Annotated in this window: 13 protein-coding genes and 1 other RNA gene; 13 read left to right on the top strand and 1 reads right to left on the bottom strand. The window is 65.1% G+C overall.

The window, feature by feature from the left end; genetic code table 11:
- Positions 1 to 28 precede the first annotated feature (28 nt).
- The 4 genes from ACCO56_RS31835 (at position 29) to rnpB (ending at position 2,961) form a co-directional block, all read left to right on the top strand.
- A complete protein-coding gene (locus ACCO56_RS31835) occupies positions 29 to 748 on the top strand; it encodes a TerB family tellurite resistance protein (RefSeq protein ID WP_433644983.1) in 720 nt (239 codons plus the stop codon).
- The gene (locus ACCO56_RS31830) at positions 745 to 1,506 is read left to right on the top strand and encodes an N-acetylmuramoyl-L-alanine amidase (protein ID WP_433644982.1); all 762 of its coding nucleotides are present in this window, start codon (positions 745 to 747) and stop codon (positions 1,504 to 1,506) included. Before ACCO56_RS31835 ends, ACCO56_RS31830 begins: the two co-directional genes overlap by 4 nt.
- 251 nt (positions 1,507 to 1,757) lie before the next feature.
- Positions 1,758 to 2,429: a lytic transglycosylase domain-containing protein gene (locus ACCO56_RS31825; protein ID WP_433644981.1), complete on the top strand. Its 672-nt coding sequence runs from the start codon at positions 1,758 to 1,760 to the stop codon at positions 2,427 to 2,429.
- A gap of 83 nt (positions 2,430 to 2,512) precedes the next feature.
- Positions 2,513 to 2,961, top strand: an RNA gene (rnpB, locus tag ACCO56_RS31820) — RNase P RNA component class A.
- Between the two features lie 435 nt (positions 2,962 to 3,396).
- Here the strand turns inward: rnpB and ACCO56_RS31815 are convergent.
- A complete protein-coding gene (locus tag ACCO56_RS31815) occupies positions 3,397 to 4,509 on the bottom strand; it encodes a cystathionine gamma-lyase (RefSeq protein WP_433644980.1) in 1,113 nt (370 codons plus the stop codon).
- 404 nt (positions 4,510 to 4,913) lie between these two features.
- Here ACCO56_RS31815 and mraZ point away from each other — a divergent pair, with 404 nt between their 5' ends.
- The 9 genes from mraZ to ftsW all read left to right on the top strand — a co-directional run bounded on the left by mraZ (position 4,914) and on the right by ftsW (position 15,327).
- The gene (mraZ, locus tag ACCO56_RS31810) at positions 4,914 to 5,381 is read left to right on the top strand and encodes a division/cell wall cluster transcriptional repressor MraZ (protein WP_433644979.1); all 468 of its coding nucleotides are present in this window, start codon (positions 4,914 to 4,916) and stop codon (positions 5,379 to 5,381) included.
- Positions 5,378 to 6,388, top strand: a complete 1,011-nt coding sequence (gene rsmH / locus ACCO56_RS31805; RefSeq protein WP_433644978.1) for a 16S rRNA (cytosine(1402)-N(4))-methyltransferase RsmH — start codon at positions 5,378 to 5,380, stop codon at positions 6,386 to 6,388. Before mraZ ends, rsmH begins: the two co-directional genes overlap by 4 nt.
- A 6-nt stretch (positions 6,389 to 6,394) precedes the next feature.
- Positions 6,395 to 6,772, top strand: a complete 378-nt coding sequence (ftsL, locus tag ACCO56_RS31800; RefSeq protein WP_433644999.1) for a cell division protein FtsL — start codon at positions 6,395 to 6,397, stop codon at positions 6,770 to 6,772.
- Positions 6,769 to 8,466, top strand: coding sequence for a peptidoglycan D,D-transpeptidase FtsI family protein (locus tag ACCO56_RS31795; RefSeq protein ID WP_433644977.1), 1,698 nt, complete (start codon positions 6,769 to 6,771; stop codon positions 8,464 to 8,466). The genes ftsL and ACCO56_RS31795 overlap by 4 nt, the downstream gene beginning before the upstream one ends.
- Positions 8,467 to 8,519: 53 nt before the next feature.
- Complete coding sequence (locus ACCO56_RS31790; RefSeq protein WP_433644998.1) at positions 8,520 to 9,974, top strand: UDP-N-acetylmuramoyl-L-alanyl-D-glutamate--2,6-diaminopimelate ligase; 1,455 nt, start codon at positions 8,520 to 8,522, stop codon at positions 9,972 to 9,974.
- Positions 9,971 to 11,404, top strand: a complete 1,434-nt coding sequence (locus tag ACCO56_RS31785; RefSeq protein WP_433644976.1) for a UDP-N-acetylmuramoylalanyl-D-glutamyl-2,6-diaminopimelate--D-alanyl-D-alanine ligase — start codon at positions 9,971 to 9,973, stop codon at positions 11,402 to 11,404. The genes ACCO56_RS31790 and ACCO56_RS31785 overlap by 4 nt, the downstream gene beginning before the upstream one ends.
- 19 nt (positions 11,405 to 11,423) lie before the next feature.
- Positions 11,424 to 12,506: a phospho-N-acetylmuramoyl-pentapeptide-transferase gene (gene mraY, locus ACCO56_RS31780; RefSeq protein ID WP_433644975.1), complete on the top strand. Its 1,083-nt coding sequence runs from the start codon at positions 11,424 to 11,426 to the stop codon at positions 12,504 to 12,506.
- A gap of 11 nt (positions 12,507 to 12,517) precedes the next feature.
- Positions 12,518 to 13,918, top strand: coding sequence for a UDP-N-acetylmuramoyl-L-alanine--D-glutamate ligase (murD, locus tag ACCO56_RS31775; RefSeq protein ID WP_433644974.1), 1,401 nt, complete (start codon positions 12,518 to 12,520; stop codon positions 13,916 to 13,918).
- Between the two features lie 260 nt (positions 13,919 to 14,178).
- Entirely contained in the window at positions 14,179 to 15,327 is a 1,149-nt protein-coding gene (gene ftsW, locus ACCO56_RS31770) for a putative lipid II flippase FtsW (protein WP_433644973.1), read from the top strand.
- The last annotated feature ends 171 nt before the right edge of the window (positions 15,328 to 15,498 follow it).

The raw sequence follows: 15,498 nt of genomic DNA, 5'->3' as shown, positions 1-15,498 counted from the left end.
TTCCAGCGTTAGACCTTAAGAAGCGGCCATGTCGATTTGGATCCGCCTCGGGGAATTCGTAACACGCATCTCATCCTCCACGCGATCGGGCGTCACGGATGTGGTCGAGGCCGTGCGTACGTTGTTTTCAGGGGATCCGGAGCTGCGCCGCAGGGTGGCGTTCTCCGTGGCGATGATCGCGCTGTCGGCGAAGATGGCGAAGGCCGACGGAATCGTGACGCAGGACGAGGTTCGCGCCTTCCAGCAGATCTTCAGCATTCCACGGGAAGAGGCGCGCAACGTGGCGAGGCTCTTCGATCTCGCCAAAGCGGATATGGCCGGTTTCGAATCCTATGCAGAGCGCCTGGCTGCGCTCTGCGGTTCGGGCAGACCGAACTGCGCCATTCTCACCGATATACTCGACGGGCTATTCTTCATCGCCAAGGCCGACGGTGTCCTGCACGAACGGGAAGGGCGGTTCCTGCACCGGATCGCGCAGATATTCGAGATCGGAGAGGAACGCTACCAGTCGATCCTGGCTCGGCATGTCGACCTCGGCGAGATCGACCCCTACACGGTGCTGGGAATCGAGAGAGGGCAACCCTTCGACGAAGTCCGCCGGCGCTATCGCAAGCTGGTGGCCGAAAACCACCCGGACAAATTGATCGCGCGCGGCTTGCCGCAGGAATTCATCGCGATCGCGACGACGCGCATCGCCGCCATCAATGCCGCCTACGAGCTGATAGAAAAGGGGTTGAGGCACGTATGACCGGATTTCTTCCGGACCATGCCGGGGCCGAGGTCAGAGTCTCGCCCAATTTCGGGCCCCGGCGCGATTGCCGTGCCCCCGATATCATCCTTCTCCATTATACCGGCATGCTCACGGGAGAATCCGCCGAGGCCTGGCTGTGCGACCCGGTCAGCGAGGTTTCGGCGCATTATCTTGTCCATGAGGACGGGCGCGTCGTCCAGATGGTGCGCGAGAGCGACCGTGCATGGCATGCGGGCAAAGGTTCCTGGCGCGGCCGGTCGGACATCAACTCCCGTTCGGTAGGGATCGAGATCGTCAATCCCGGCCACGCCTTCGGCTATCCCGATTTCCCGGATGCACAGATCGAAGCCGTCATTTCATTGTGCCGCGACATAGCCGAGCGCCATGCCGTGCGGCCAGAGCACGTGCTTGCCCATTCGGATGTCGCGCCGGGCCGCAAGATCGATCCCGGCGAAAAGTTCCCCTGGCCCGTCCTTCATGCGGCAGGCGTCGGTCATCTCATCGAGCCGTTGCCGATCGGCGGAGGACGGTTCCTGGCTTCGGGCGACCGCGGCGAACCGGTGGAGGCGCTGCAGTCGATGCTGGCGCTTTATGGCTACGGGGTCGACATCACCGGAGAATTCGATCAGCTCACTGCAACGGTGGTCGAAGCGTTCCAACGACACTTTCGGCCGGCAAGGATCGATGGGGTTGCCGACCGCTCGACAATCGAGACATTGCACGGGCTGTTGTCGGCACTTCCTGCCCTAACGTAAATAACCGTCTGACGTTACGTCAGGTTTTATCTAATTAAACCACGTAGATAGATAAATATTGCGACCCGTCACTTAAAGTGACTTGGCGTGCCATTCTTGATTCCATTTCGGCTGCGACAGGCATTCCATGCCGGACGGAATTTTGTGTGTCGTCCGGGAAGTGAGGGTCGACCGTCCGGCGGCCTCGATGTCAACCACTCGCCTGATCTTCGCTGATCTGCGGCGGGTCCAGATAGAGACCGTAATCCGAAATGAGAAAAATTGCCATTGTGGCGGCAGCTCTCGCTGCCGGCCTCATGACGTTTGCTGCCCATACCCAAGCCGCTCCCGCGCCTGCCAGCACGGAAAAAAGTTCAAAGAACACCGCCAAAGGGAAGGCGGCGCCCAGCAAACCGAAAACCGCCAAGGCTAAAAAAGGTTCCACCAAGAGTGCTAAGAAATCATCAAAGGCCGAAAAAAGCACCGTCGGCTTCCCGCTCGGCAACCTCGCCGGGCTAAAGAAATCGGTCGACGCGCCGAAATCCAAGCCTCAGGCCGGACCCATTATGGGCGGGGACTACCACGACATCATCCACCGCTACGCGACGTCTTACGGCATACCTCTTTCCCTCGCCCACGCGGTCGTTCGCGTCGAGAGCAATTATCGCGCCAATGCTCGTGGCAAGGCCGGCGAGATCGGGCTGATGCAGATCAAGCCCGCCACGGCGCGCATGATGGGTTATAGCGGCTCCACAAAGGGTCTTTTCGATCCAGAGACCAACATCAAGTACGGCATGCTTTATCTCGCGAAAGCCCAGAAGCTCGGCGGCGGCGCGCTCTGCCAGACGATCCTCAAATACAATGCCGGTCATGCCGCCAAGCGGATGAATCCGGTTTCGGCGGCCTACTGCGCCAAGGTGAAACGCCTGTCGACGGGGCTGTAAGGCAGCGGGAAGTCGCTGGCCGGATTGGGGACGGCGCTGGTTTTCGTTTGCATTTTGGTGGCGGAGCCCCTTTATACGGGGTGCCAGTCGGCTGGGCGGCCGCACCTGCAATCGCCGAAAGGCAGTGGGTGAGGAAAGTCCGGGCTCCATGGAAACACGGTGCCGGATAACATCCGGCGGGGGCAACCCCAGGGAAAGTGCAACAGAAAGCAAACCGCCCCGCCTGTTTTTCGGCTGATCCGCCGTGCATTTCTTGCAGCGGACGAGCCGAAATACTGGCGGGGCAAGGGTGAAAGGGTGGGGTAAGAGCCCACCGCGCGACTGGCAACAGTTGTGGCACGGCAAACCCCACCGGGAGCAAAACCGAATAGGGATGGCGCGAAGGGCGACCTTCAAGGCGGTTTCCTGCCTGCCATCCGGGTGGGTTGCGTGAGGCGCATGGCAACATGCGCCCAAGAAGAATGGCCGCCACGTCGCGGTGCCGCAAGGCATCGAGGCCATACAGAACCCGGCTTACAGGCCGGCTGGCACTTAATTTCTTTGTTCTCTGGAACGGGGATGACCACGTGGAGAGGGCGATGCCTCGCCAATGTTGGGGATCGGCTTAGGCGCCCCACGCAGTCGTCATACTCGGACCCGAGCCCGCGCTAGCGGGCGAGGTTGATCCGAGTATCCAATCCGTTACGCCTTCATCCGGACGGCGGTGACGATTTCTGCGCTTGTCGGTCTTCCTACCCGGTCGGGCGCCCGCCCGCGACGTAACGGCATGGATCCTCGGGTCATCCTCGCCCTTCGGGCTCAGGCCCGAGGATGACGACGGCAGCATGGCCGGACGCTAATCACAGACGTTGGTGCTTGGCATGGCGCAGTAGCTTCGTCACGTCCGGCTTGCCGGTTCGTAGATGACGATTGGGGCAAGGTGCCCCGACAGCGGGAATGGGCATCGCAGCGCACCAATTCGTTCACCTCACCCCAACTGATCCAGCGACTCCTTCATCGCCGCCCAGAGTTCTTCTGCCGGTTCGCAGCCGATCGACAACCTGACGAAGCCGGGATGCACGGCGTCGCCCCAGCGGGCGCGGCGCTCGCCCGACGTATGCACGCCGCCGAAGGAAGTGGCCGGCTGGATCAGGGCGCAGCGATTGATGAAGTCCTCGGCGGCGGCCTCCGACGCCAGAGTGATTCCGATCATGAAACCGAAACGCTCCATCTGCGCGCGGGCCAGCGTGTGCGAGGGATCGGAATTGAGGCCGGGAAAGCGAATCGCCTCGATCGCCGGGTGTCCGGCCAGCCGTTCGGCCAAGGTCTCCGCCGAACTGCACATGCGGTCGAAACGCACCTCGAGCGTCTCGAGCCCGCGATGGACGAGCCACGCCTCGAAGGGGCCCGGAATCCCGCCGGCCAGCTTGCGCCAGTCCATGACCCCGCCGATGATCTCAGGGCTACGGCTCGCCACATGTCCGAACAGCGCGTCGGAATGCCCGTTCGGCGCCTTGGTGTCGGCGGCGACCACCACATCGGCACCGAGATCGAGCGGCCGTTGGCCGTAAGGCGTCATCGTCGTGTTGTCCGCCACCACGACCGCGCCCGCCGCATGGGCCATCGCCGAAACGGCGGGGAGGTCGCATATGTCGAGACTCGGATTGGCCGGCGTCTCGACAAAGACGAGCTGATAGCCGGAGAAGCCGCCCTCCAGAAAGGTGGCCGTCGGCCGTGTATCTATCGTGATGCCGAGCGGTTTCAGGAAACGGTCGGCAAGCACGCGCGTCGTGTAATAGCCGTCGCTCGGCAACAGGATCCGATCGCCGCTCTTCAGCAGCCCGAAGAACACCGCCGATATCGCGGCCATGCCCGAGGGGAAGGCGACCGCCGTCGCCTGTTCGAGATGGCCGAGCAGTTTCTCGACCGCATCCCAGGTCGGGTTGGCGAAGCGGCCATACTGGTTGAAGCCGGCGGGGTCGCCCGGGAGGTGGAAGATCGATGCCATCGTCAAGGGCAGGGGCACGGGGTCGCCCTTGGCGAGTTGCTCGCGACGAAGATGGGCGAGGCGTGCGGCGCGCGACTGATTGCTGTCGGACATGACTGACTTTCGTTCCACGGATTCGCGGTGCCGGACGCTATTCCTGCCGAGAGCGAGCGGCAAGCGCGAACGTACCCGCAGAAGAGCGAGATAACGAACTGTTAGGGTTAATCGCCGATAAATGACGATTACCGCAAGAACCGTCCGAAGTGAGGGTGCGCGGCCCGTTCGTGTAGCTTGTTCCCGTTGACGCCCATATAGCCCCATGTTATCCCATGAACCCATCCAGGAATTCGTTTCGGTAAAGGGTGAAGCGTTCACCGGAAGGGCAGCCTCAGCGGCCGCCCGACATCGCGCGTTTCATCACGGGAACGAAGGAAGGGGCAGGCTGAAGGGATCGCGCCGCGGCGGCGTGGATGGTCCGATGGAGAGGGACGCGGCGGCGGAAGCGGCCGTTTCGAAAAATGGACCGGTTTCTGTCGAATGCAGTGAACAGGATCGACGCCAAGGGGCGGGTTTCCGTGCCGGCGCATTTCCGCGCTGTCCTGCAGAAGCGCGGCTATCAGGACCTCTACGCCCTGCGTGCGCTGGACGTGCCTGCGCTGGATGTCGGCGGGCCGGACCTCTTGGATCGCTACGAGGCGCGCATCGCGCTGGAGGATCCATTTCTGCAGACGGCGGACGACATGTCCTTTTTCTGTCACGGCGACGGCAGCTTCCTGAAACTCGACCAGGATGGCCGGATCACGGTGAGCGATTTCCTGCGCGACCACACCGGGATCACGACGGAGGTGGCTTTCGTCGGTCGCGGTCATTTCTTCCAGATCTGGGAGCCGGAGCGGCTGCAGGCCCATGGGGCCGAGGTTCGTGCCCGGCTTCTCAAGCTGCGGCAGGCGGCCGTGGCTTCACGCAGCCCGGAGAGGGCGGAATGATGGCGGGTCCCGGCTCGAACGCCGATGCCGGTGGCGGACCGGCCCGCCACATTCCTGTTTTGCTCGACGAAGTGCTTGCCGCACTTGCCCCGTCGGAAGGCGAGACGATCGTCGACGGGACTTTCGGGGCCGGCGGCTATACCAGAGCGATCCTGGCGCGCGGCGCCGGAGTGGTCGCCATCGACCGGGATCCCGACGCGATCGCGGCCGGCCGCGAGCTGGAGGCGGCGTCGGCGGGGCGGCTGCGCCTTGTCCAGGCGCCGTTCTCCGAACTCGACCAGCATGTCAAGCTCGTCGACGGCGTGGTGCTCGATATCGGCGTTTCCTCGATGCAGCTCGACCAGGCCGAGCGCGGCTTCTCCTTCCGGGCCGACGGTCCGCTCGACATGCGCATGGCGCAGTCGGGGCCAAGCGCCGCCGATGTGGTCAACCGCTTCAAGGCCGGCGATCTCGCCCGCATCTTCGGTTTCCTCGGTGAGGAAAGGCATGCCGGCCGTATCGCCAGGATGATCGAGAAGCGGCGGCAAAGCCGGCCCTTCATGCGCACGCTCGACCTTGCCGACGCGATCGAGACCTTCATCGGACGCAGCCCGAAGGACAAGATCCACCCGGCGACGCGCGTGTTCCAGGCCCTGCGCATCTTCGTCAATGACGAGCTCGGCGAGCTCGCGCGGGCACTGCTCGCCGCTGAACGCGCGCTGAAACCCGGCGGACGGCTTGCTGTCGTCACCTTCCATTCGCTGGAAGACCGCATCGTCAAGCGTTTCATTGCCGATCGTTCGAGCCGGCAGGCCGGCTCGCGCTACCTGCCGGAAACCCGAGCCGAGCCGCAGACCTTCGAACGGGCCGCCAAGCCGGTGGGTCCTTCCGATGCGGAAGTGGCCGCCAATCCGCGCGCGCGTTCGGCCAAGCTCCGGTCCGCATTGCGCACGGCCGCACCCGCCAGGGCGGCGGATCTCATGGATTTCGGCCTGCCGAAATTGCCCAGCGTCCACGGAGAGGGCTGAATGATAATGTTCCGCACCAGCGACATCGTCCTGATCGCCGTCATGGTTTCGGCCGCGGCCTTCACCTACAAGACCAAGCACGAGGCCGAGAACTGGCAGGCGGAGGTGCGCCGTCTCCAGCAGCAGATCCGCTTCGAGGAAGACACGACCGATCTTCTCAGGGCCGACTGGAGCCTGCTCACCCAGCCGTCGCGGCTGCAGCGGCTGACCGAGATTTATCAGGGCGAGCTCGCCTTGGCGCCGGTCGAGGCGCACCAGATCGTCGGGCTCGACGAATTGCCGTCGAAGCCGCCGGTCGAGATCGAAGATATTTCCAGCCAGCCTCTCGGCGGCATGGCCGATAGCGGGCAGGACCACACCGTCACGGGGGCGATCGTTCAATGAAGCTTTTCCGCCGCAAGCGAGGCACCGAGGAAGAAGCCGCCGCGATCGTGGTCGACGGCGCCGGCAAGGCGACGGGCGGGCGGGCGCGCACCCGCGTGATGATGACCATGGCCGTGTTCTTCTCGCTCTATGGCGCGATCGCGGGCCGTCTTGTCTATCTGGGCGTGCTGGAGCCGGAACAGGGCAACGGACCGGGCACGCGGGTCACCGCCAACCGGCCGGACATCGTCGATCGCAACGGTGAAGTGCTCGCCACCGACATCAAGACGTCCTCGCTTTTCGCCGAGCCGCGCCGGATCGTCGATGCCGACGAGGTCATCGAGAAGCTGTCGACCGTGCTGCCCGACATCGAGGTGGAGCAGACCTATCACAAGCTGAAGAGCGGGGCAGGTTTCGTCTGGCTAAAGCGCCAGCTCACCCCGAAGCAGCAGGCCGAGATCATGGCGCTCGGCATTCCGGGCATCGGCTTCCGCACGGAGAAGCGCCGCTTCTATCCCGGCGGCCCGACGGCTTCGCATATTCTCGGCCTCACCAATATCGACAACCAGGGCATCTCGGGGCTGGAGAAATATATCGACGGCCAGGGCCTGGCCGACCTCCAGGCGATCGGCCTCGCCACCGATCTCGAGCCGGTGCGCCTCTCCGTCGACATCCGCGTGCAGCACATCGTGCGAGACGAGCTCGCCCGCGCCATGGAGAAATACCACGCGATCGCGGCCGGCGCGGTGGTGTTGAACGCCAAGACGGGGGAGGTGGTCGCCATGGCGTCGCTGCCGGACTACGACCCCAACAACCCTTACAACGCCCATGAGAAGGACCGGCTGAACCGCATGTCGGCCGGCGTCTACGAGATGGGCTCGACCATCAAGAGTTTCACGACCGCCATGGCGCTGGATTCCGGCAAGGTGACGCTGGCCAGCACCTTCGACGCGACCCGTCCCATCACCATCGGCCGCCAGACGATCCGCGACTTCCACGGCAAGGGTCGGGTGCTCACCGTGCCCGAAGTCTTCATCTATTCCTCCAATATCGGCTCGGCGCGTGAGGCCGATGTGGTCGGCATCGAAGGACATCGCGAATTCCTGAAGCGCATCGGCCTGCTGGACCGCCTGCAGACGGAACTGCCCGAGGTGGCGCGGCCGACCGAGCCGAAAGTGTGGAAGAAGGTCCATTCGATCACGATCTCCTTCGGCCACGGCATGTCGACCACGCCGCTGCAGACGGCGGTGGGGGCCGCGGCGCTCATGAATGGCGGCAAGCTGATCCCACCGACCTTCCTGCCGCGCAGCGAGGCCCAGGCGGACCAGATCGCCGAGCAGGTGATCAAGGAAAAGACCAGCGAGGACATGCGTTACCTCTATCGGTTGAACGCCGAAAAGGGCTCGGGCAAGCGCGCCGAGGTGCCAGGCTACCGCGTCGGCGGCAAGACCGGCACGGCCGAGAAGGTGGTCAACGGCCGCTACGCCGCCGACAAGCGTTTCAACGCCTTCCTCGCCGCGTTCCCGATGGACGATCCGCAATATATCGTGCTCAGCGTCATCGACGAGCCGAAGCCGGAAAAGCCCGGCATGGCGGCGACATCCGGCCTCAACGCGGCGCCGATCGTCGCCAATATTATCCGCCGTTCCGGGGCTCTTCTTGGCGTAAAGCCTGATTTCGGCCATGAAAATACGCCGTTGCTGGTCTCCTATTGATGATTCTGCGGAGGCGCACGGGGATGGCCTCCAAAACTGACGACTGGAACTCGATGGACCTGAGAGAATTCGCCGGTATCCTGCCTGTCGAAGGGGTGCGCCCGGGCAGTATTGAGATCACCGGAATTTCATCGGATTCGCGCGAGGCGGGGGAAGGGACCCTCTTCGTCGCGGTTCCCGGCACCAAGACGGATGGCGCGGCCTATGCGGCGGATGCGCAGAGGCGAGGAGCGGCCGCGGTCGTCGCCGGCAGGGGCGCGGTCGGAACGGCCCTCGACATACCGATCCTCGAAGTGGACGAGCCGCGGCTTGCCCTGGCGCTCGCCGCGGCGCGCTTCTTCGGCCGCCAGCCCAAGACCATGGTGGCGGTGACCGGCACCAGCGGCAAGACGTCCGTCGCGTCCTTCACCCGCCAAGTGTGGGAGCAGGCCGGCTTGGCGGCGGCGAGCATCGGCACGACGGGCGTGATCGCGCCCGGCCGCAACGACTATGGCGCCCTGACCACGCCCGATCCCGTCGCACTGCACCGGTTGCTGAAGGAATTGGCCGAGGCCGGTGTCACCCATGCGGCGATGGAGGCTTCGAGCCACGGACTGGACCAGCACCGGCTCGACGGCGTCAGCCTGGCCGCCGGCGCTTTCACCAATCTCGGCCGCGACCACATGGACTACCATCCGACCGTCGAGCACTATCACAAGGCCAAGCTGCGCCTGTTCGAGGCGCTGCTGCCCAAGGGGGCGCCAGCCGTCATCTTCGCCGACGACCCCTGGTCGGCGCCGACGGTTCAAGCCGCGAAGGCAGCCGGCCTCGAGGTCCTGACCGTCGGACGCCATGGCGATTTCCTCACGCTGAAGCGTGTCGAGCACGAGCGTTTCCGCCAGCGCGCCGAGGTCGAGGCCGGCGGCGTGCTGCACGAGATCGACCTGCCGCTCGCCGGCGATTTTCAGATCGCCAATGCGCTGGTCGCGGCGGGGCTTGCCATTTCAACCGGTACGCCGGCTGCCAAGGCGCTCGCCGCGCTGGAGAATCTGAAGGGCGCGTCGGGCCGGCTCGAGCTGGTCGGCACCACGTCCAAAGGTGCGCCGGTCTATGTCGATTATGCTCACAAGCCGGACGCGCTGGAGAACGTTCTCGCCTCGGTACGGCCCTTCACCACCGGACGGGTGATGGTGGTCTTCGGCTGCGGCGGCGACCGCGACCGCGGCAAGCGCCCGATCATGGGCGAGATCGCGACGCGGCTCGCCGATGTCGCTGTTGTCACCGACGACAATCCGCGTTCCGAGGTGCCTGCCGAGATCCGCGCCGCCATTCTCGCCGCCGCGCCCGGGGCGATCGAGATCGGCGACCGCCGTGAGGCGATCCGCAAGGCCGTGTCGATGCTCGAAGCCGGCGATACGCTGATCGTCGCCGGCAAGGGGCATGAGGAAGGCCAGACGATCGGCGCCGAAACTTTTCCCTTTTCCGATCATGCGGAAGTGCGCGCAGCGCTGACGGAGCGGGCGGCATGAATTATCTCTGGACGTCGAAAGCCCTGATCGAGGCGACGGGTGGCCGGCCACTCGGCAGCGTGCCGCCGGGCATATCGGGGATCTCGATCGACACGCGCACCCTCAAGCCCGGCGAAGCCTTCTTCGCCATCAAGGGCGACGCGCTCGACGGGCACGATTTCGCGACCGCGGCCGTCAAGGCCGGCGCCTCGGTCCTGGTCGTGGCGGAAGGCAAGTTGCCGGCGCTCGGCCGGCTGACCGCGCCGATGATCGTCGTGCCCGACGTGCTTGCCGCGCTGGAAAGCTTAGGGGCCGCCGCGCGTGAGCGCAGCCGCGCCAGGATCGTCGCCATCACCGGCTCGGCCGGCAAGACCTCCACCAAGGAGGCGCTTCGCCATGTGCTTTCGGCCGTCGGCAAGGTGCATGCCGCCGACAAGTCGTTCAACAACCATTGGGGCGTGCCGCTGACATTGGCCCGGATGCCGGAAGATTGCGACTATGCGGTCTTCGAGATCGGCATGAACCATAGCGGCGAGATCCGGCCGCTGGCAAAGCTGGTCCGGCCCGAGATCGCCATCGTCACGCTGATCGCGGCCGCCCATCTCGGCCATTTCCGCGACCTCGACGAGATCGCCCGGGCCAAGGCCGAGATCTTCGAGGGCGTGGAACCCGGCGGCACGGTGCTCCTCAACCGCGACGACAGCCGCTTCGAGCTTCTCGCAGGGCTTGCCCGCGCGCGAGGGATCGAGCGCGTCCTGGGTTTCGGCGAGAACGAAGAGGCCGATTTCCGGCTGCTGGCCTGCAAGCTGCACGCCGAGGAGTCCACCATCACCACGAGCATAGAAGGCCAGGAGCTGGCCGCCAGGGTCGGCGTGCCCGGCCGGCACACGGTGCAGAACGTGCTCGCCGTGCTTGGCACGGCCTATCTCTTGGGAGCCGATCTCGACCGCGTCGCCATGGCGCTCGGCGATCTCACCGCCGAGAACGGGCGCGGCAGGCGCCATCTCCTGCGCCTGTCCGGCGGCGAGGTCACGCTGATCGACGAAAGCTACAACGCCAATCCCGCCTCGATGCGCGCGGCCATCGCGCTGCTCGACGCGACGCCGGTGCAGGGCCATGGGCGGCGCATCGCCGTTCTCGGCGACATGCTGGAGCTCGGCAGCCATTCGGCCAAGCTGCATCAGGCGCTTGCAGACGTTCTCAGGGAAACCAGGACGGATCTGGTGTTCCTGGCCGGGCCTGAAATGAAGGCGCTGGCCGAAACCTTGCCCCCCGACCTCGTGGCCGGCTATCGCGCCGGCGCCGAGGAACTGAAACCGGTATTGCTCGACGCGCTGCGGCCGGGCGACACCGTCATGGTCAAATCGTCCAAGGGCATCGGCTTCTCCAGGCTGGTCGATGCGCTCGTCACCCAATTCGCGGCCGAGGCCGAACGATCCACACCGGCATGAGCCGGCTGAAAGAGATTTCATGCTGACCCTTCTCGTTGCTTTCGCGGAGGAGATTTCGGTCTTCAACGTGTTTCGCTACATCACCTTCCGCACCGGCGGCGCGTTGATCACTTCCGCACTGATCGTCTTCATCTTCGGTCCGGCGATCATCAATTCGCTGCGTATCCGCCAGGGCAAGGGCCAGCCGATCCGCGCCGACGGCCCGCAGACGCATTTCAAGAAGGCCGGCACGCCGACCATGGGCGGCCTGATGATCCTCACCGGCATCATCGGCTCGTCGCTTTTGTGGACCAATCTCTCCAGCGTCTATGTCTGGGTGGTGCTGCTCGTCACCCTCGGCTTCGGCGCGATCGGTTTTTACGACGATTATCTCAAGGTCACGAAGCAGTCGCATCTCGGCCTTTCCGGCAAGACCCGATTGGGCATCGAGTTCGTGATCGCCGGCATCGCCGCCTGGGTGATCATGCGCGCCGGCCAGTCGCCGTTCTCGTCTTCGCTCACCTTCCCCTTCTTCAAGGACCTTCTCCTCAATCTCGGCTGGTTCTTCATCCCCTTCGCCGGCTTCGTCATCGTCGGCGCCGGCAATGCGGTGAACCTGACCGACGGGCTCGACGGCCTGGCCATCGTGCCGATCATGATCGCCGCCGCCTCCTTCGGCGTGATCGCCTATCTCTCCGGCAACGCGGTCTTCGCCGAATATCTTCAGATCCATTTCGTACCGGGCACCGGCGAGCTCGCCGTCGTTCTCGGAGCTGTGATCGGCGCCGGCCTCGGGTTTCTGTGGTTCAATGCCCCGCCAGCGGCTATATTCATGGGCGACACGGGCTCGCTGGCGCTGGGTGGCCTCATTGGCACGGTGGCCGTCGCCACGAAGCACGAGATCGTCATGGCGATCGTCGGCGGCCTGTTCGTGATGGAGGCGCTGTCGGTCATCATCCAGGTCGGCTTCTTCAAGATGACCGGCCGCCGCGTGTTCCTGATGGCGCCGATCCATCACCATTTCGAAAAGCTCGGTTGGACGGAGAGCCAGGTGGTGATCCGCTTCTGGATCGTCGCCGTGATCCTCGCCCTGATCGGGCTGTCCACGCTCAAGCTGCGCTAAGAGGCCGGTTTATGATCCCAGCAATGTCCTTCAAGGGCAAAAGGGTCGCTCTCTTCGGCCTGGGCGGCTCGGGCATCGCGACGGCGTTGGCGCTCAAGGCCGGCGGGGCCGGCGTGCTGGCCTGGGACGACAATCCCGAAAGCGTGGCCAAGGCGGCCGAAGCCGGCATCGATACCGCGGACCTGCGCGGCGCCGACTGGGCTGGCTTCGCTTCCTTCATCCTGTCGCCCGGCGTGCCGCTCACCCACCCCAAGCCGCACTGGTCGGTGGAACTCGCACGCGGGGCCGGCGTGGAAGTCATCGGCGACGTCGAGCTCTTCGCCCGCGAGCGCCGCGCTCGCGCGCCGTCCGCCCCCTTCATCGCCATCACCGGCACCAACGGCAAGTCGACCACCACGGCGCTTGCCGCCCATATCCTGCAATCGGCCGGCCGCGACACGCAGATGGGCGGCAATATCGGCCGGGCGGTGATGACGCTCGATCCGCCCGAGAATAGCCGCCACTATGTGGTGGAGTGCTCGTCCTACCAGATCGACCTCGCGCCTTCGGTCGACCCGACCGCCGGCGTGCTGCTCAACCTCACGCCCGACCATCTCGATCGCCATGGCACCATGCAGCACTACGCGACGATCAAGGAGCGGCTGGTGGCCGGCAGCGATACGGCCATCATCGGCGTCGACGACATCTATTGCCAGCAGATCGCCGACCGGCTGGAGCGCGCCGGCAAGGAGGTCGTTCGCATCTCCAAGCGCCTGCCGCTGACCGACGGCTATTTCGCCGACGGCACCGACCTGATGGAGGCCGTGCACGGGCGCTACGAGCGCATCGGCTTCCTCGAGGGCATCGGCTCGCTTCGCGGCCAGCACAATGCGCAGAACGCGCTCGCCGCCGTCGTCGCCTGCCTGAAAGTCGGCCTCGAGCTCGGCGAGATCCAGTCGGGGCTGGAAAGCTTCCCCGGCCTTGCGCACCGCATGGAGCAGGTGGCGCGCAAGGATAACGTGCTCTTCGTCAACGATTCCAAGGCAACGAACGCGGATGCCGCGGCACCGGCGCTGTCGAGTTTCCCCCGCATCTACTGGATCGCCGGGGGGCTTGCCAAGGAAGGCGGCATCGAGCCGCTGCGCAGCTTCTTCCCGCGCATCGCCAAGGCCTACCTGATCGGCGAGGCAGCGCCCGCTTTCTCCGCGACGCTTGGCGAGACCGTTCCCTACGAGATTTCCGGCACGCTGGCCGCGGCGGTGGAACATGCCGCGGCGGAAGCCGCGCAAGACGAGAGCGGCGAGGCGGTGGTGCTCCTCTCGCCGGCCTGCGCCAGCTTCGACCAGTTCAAGAATTTCGAAATCCGCGGCGAAGCCTTCAGGCAAGCCGTGAATGCTATTCCCGGCGTGAAGCCCATTGGAGGAGCCGGCTAGTGGCGCAGCGTTTCGCCAGATCCCCCTCATCCGACCGCGCGTTGCGCGGCCACCTTCTCCCCCCGGGGGAGAAGGGAGAGCTTTGCACAAGCGCTCCTGCCAATTGCAAACGCTGGCGATCGGCACTGGCGTTGCGGCCAGCCTTCTCTTCTCCCCTTAGGGGAGAAGGTGGCCGCGCGAAGCGCGGTCGGATGAGGGGGCGTCCAGAGTCCTCTTCCGCCCGATCGTCCATCACAACCCGACCACATGGAGCGTGAGAAATGCAGGCTAGCCGTCTCGACCGCAGCCCGGTCGCAACATGGTGGTGGACAGTCGACCGCTGGTTCCTCGCCGCATTCCTGTCGCTGATGGGGCTCGGCATCGTGCTTTCCTTCGCGGCGAGCCCCGCCGTGGCCGAGCGCATCGGGCTGGGCAGCTTCCACTTCGCCACGCGCCAGATCGTCTTCATGATCCCGGCCCTGGTGGCACTTCTCTCGGTCTCCTTCCTCGATGCCCGCCAGATAAGGCGGCTCGCCATCGTCATGCTCGGCGTGTCGCTGCTCCTGATGCTCGCCGTGCTCTATGTCGGCGTCGAAGTGAAGGGCGCGCGCCGCTGGGTGTCGATCGCCGGCCTCTCCATCCAGCCCTCGGAGTTCCTGAAGCCCGCCTTCGTCATCATCTGCGCCTGGCTCTTCGCCGAACATCAGCGCCAGCCCGACATTCCCGGCAATCTCTTCGCCATGATCCTGCTCGGCGTGGTGCTGGCGCTCCTCGTCGCCCAGCCCGACCTCGGCCAGACCCTGCTGGTGCTCGGCACCTGGGGCGTGATGTTCTTCATGGCGGGCATGCCGTGGCTGTGGATCATCCTGCTCGGCGCCGTGGGCATCGCGGGCGCCGCAGGCGCCTATACGTTCTTCCCGCACTTTGCCGGCCGTATCGACCGCTTCATCACCGGCGAGGGCGACACCTTCCAGGTCGATATGGGCCGCGAGGCCGTCATCAATGGCGGCTGGTTTGGCGTCGGCCCGGGCGAGGGCACCATCAAGCGCATCATCCCCGACAGCCATGCCGACTTCGTCTTCGCCGTGGCCGGCGAGGAATTCGGCATCATCCTGCTCTTCCTCATCATGGGCATCTTCGCTTTCGTCGTGCTGCGGGGCCTGAGCACCGCGCTCAGGGAGCATGACGATTTCACGCGCTACGCGGTGGCGGGCCTCGTCACCAATTTCGGTTTCCAGTCGGTCATCAACATGGGCGTCAACCTGCAGCTCATGCCGGCCAAGGGCATGACGCTGCCCTTCATCTCCTATGGCGGCTCCTCGCTCATCGCCATCGCGATTTCCATGGGCATGGTGCTGGCCCTGACCCGCAAACGCCCGCAAAGCCGCACGCAGTTCGGCTTCTCGCGGCGGGCGGTGGCGACGGAATAGGGTGGCGATGGTGCTCTACGACACCCCCCTCTGTCCTGCCGGACATCTCCCCCTCAAGGGGGGAGATCGGCTGTCACGCGTGCTTTCGCCAATCGTCGACGTGACAGAAGAGGTGCCGACACCAAAACTGCCAATCTCCCCCCTTGTGGGGGAGATGTCCGGCAGGACAGA

Source organism: Mesorhizobium sp. 1B3 (assembly GCF_050958605.1).
Lineage (GTDB): Bacteria > Pseudomonadota > Alphaproteobacteria > Rhizobiales > Rhizobiaceae.
This window is presented reverse-complemented; position numbering and strand designations above follow the sequence as displayed.

Coding starts and splice junctions, on each gene's coding strand:
- ACCO56_RS31835 (WP_433644983.1), top strand. CDS start 29: ATGTCGATTTGGATCCGCCTCGGGGAATTCGTAACACGCATCTCATCC.
- ACCO56_RS31830 (WP_433644982.1), top strand. CDS start 745: ATGACCGGATTTCTTCCGGACCATGCCGGGGCCGAGGTCAGAGTCTCG.
- ACCO56_RS31825 (WP_433644981.1), top strand. CDS start 1,758: ATGAGAAAAATTGCCATTGTGGCGGCAGCTCTCGCTGCCGGCCTCATG.
- ACCO56_RS31815 (WP_433644980.1), bottom strand. CDS start 4,509: ATGTCCGACAGCAATCAGTCGCGCGCCGCACGCCTCGCCCATCTTCGT.
- mraZ (WP_433644979.1), top strand. CDS start 4,914: ATGGACCGGTTTCTGTCGAATGCAGTGAACAGGATCGACGCCAAGGGG.
- rsmH (WP_433644978.1), top strand. CDS start 5,378: ATGATGGCGGGTCCCGGCTCGAACGCCGATGCCGGTGGCGGACCGGCC.
- ftsL (WP_433644999.1), top strand. CDS start 6,395: ATGTTCCGCACCAGCGACATCGTCCTGATCGCCGTCATGGTTTCGGCC.
- ACCO56_RS31795 (WP_433644977.1), top strand. CDS start 6,769: ATGAAGCTTTTCCGCCGCAAGCGAGGCACCGAGGAAGAAGCCGCCGCG.
- ACCO56_RS31790 (WP_433644998.1), top strand. CDS start 8,520: ATGGACCTGAGAGAATTCGCCGGTATCCTGCCTGTCGAAGGGGTGCGC.
- ACCO56_RS31785 (WP_433644976.1), top strand. CDS start 9,971: ATGAATTATCTCTGGACGTCGAAAGCCCTGATCGAGGCGACGGGTGGC.
- mraY (WP_433644975.1), top strand. CDS start 11,424: ATGCTGACCCTTCTCGTTGCTTTCGCGGAGGAGATTTCGGTCTTCAAC.
- murD (WP_433644974.1), top strand. CDS start 12,518: ATGATCCCAGCAATGTCCTTCAAGGGCAAAAGGGTCGCTCTCTTCGGC.
- ftsW (WP_433644973.1), top strand. CDS start 14,179: ATGCAGGCTAGCCGTCTCGACCGCAGCCCGGTCGCAACATGGTGGTGG.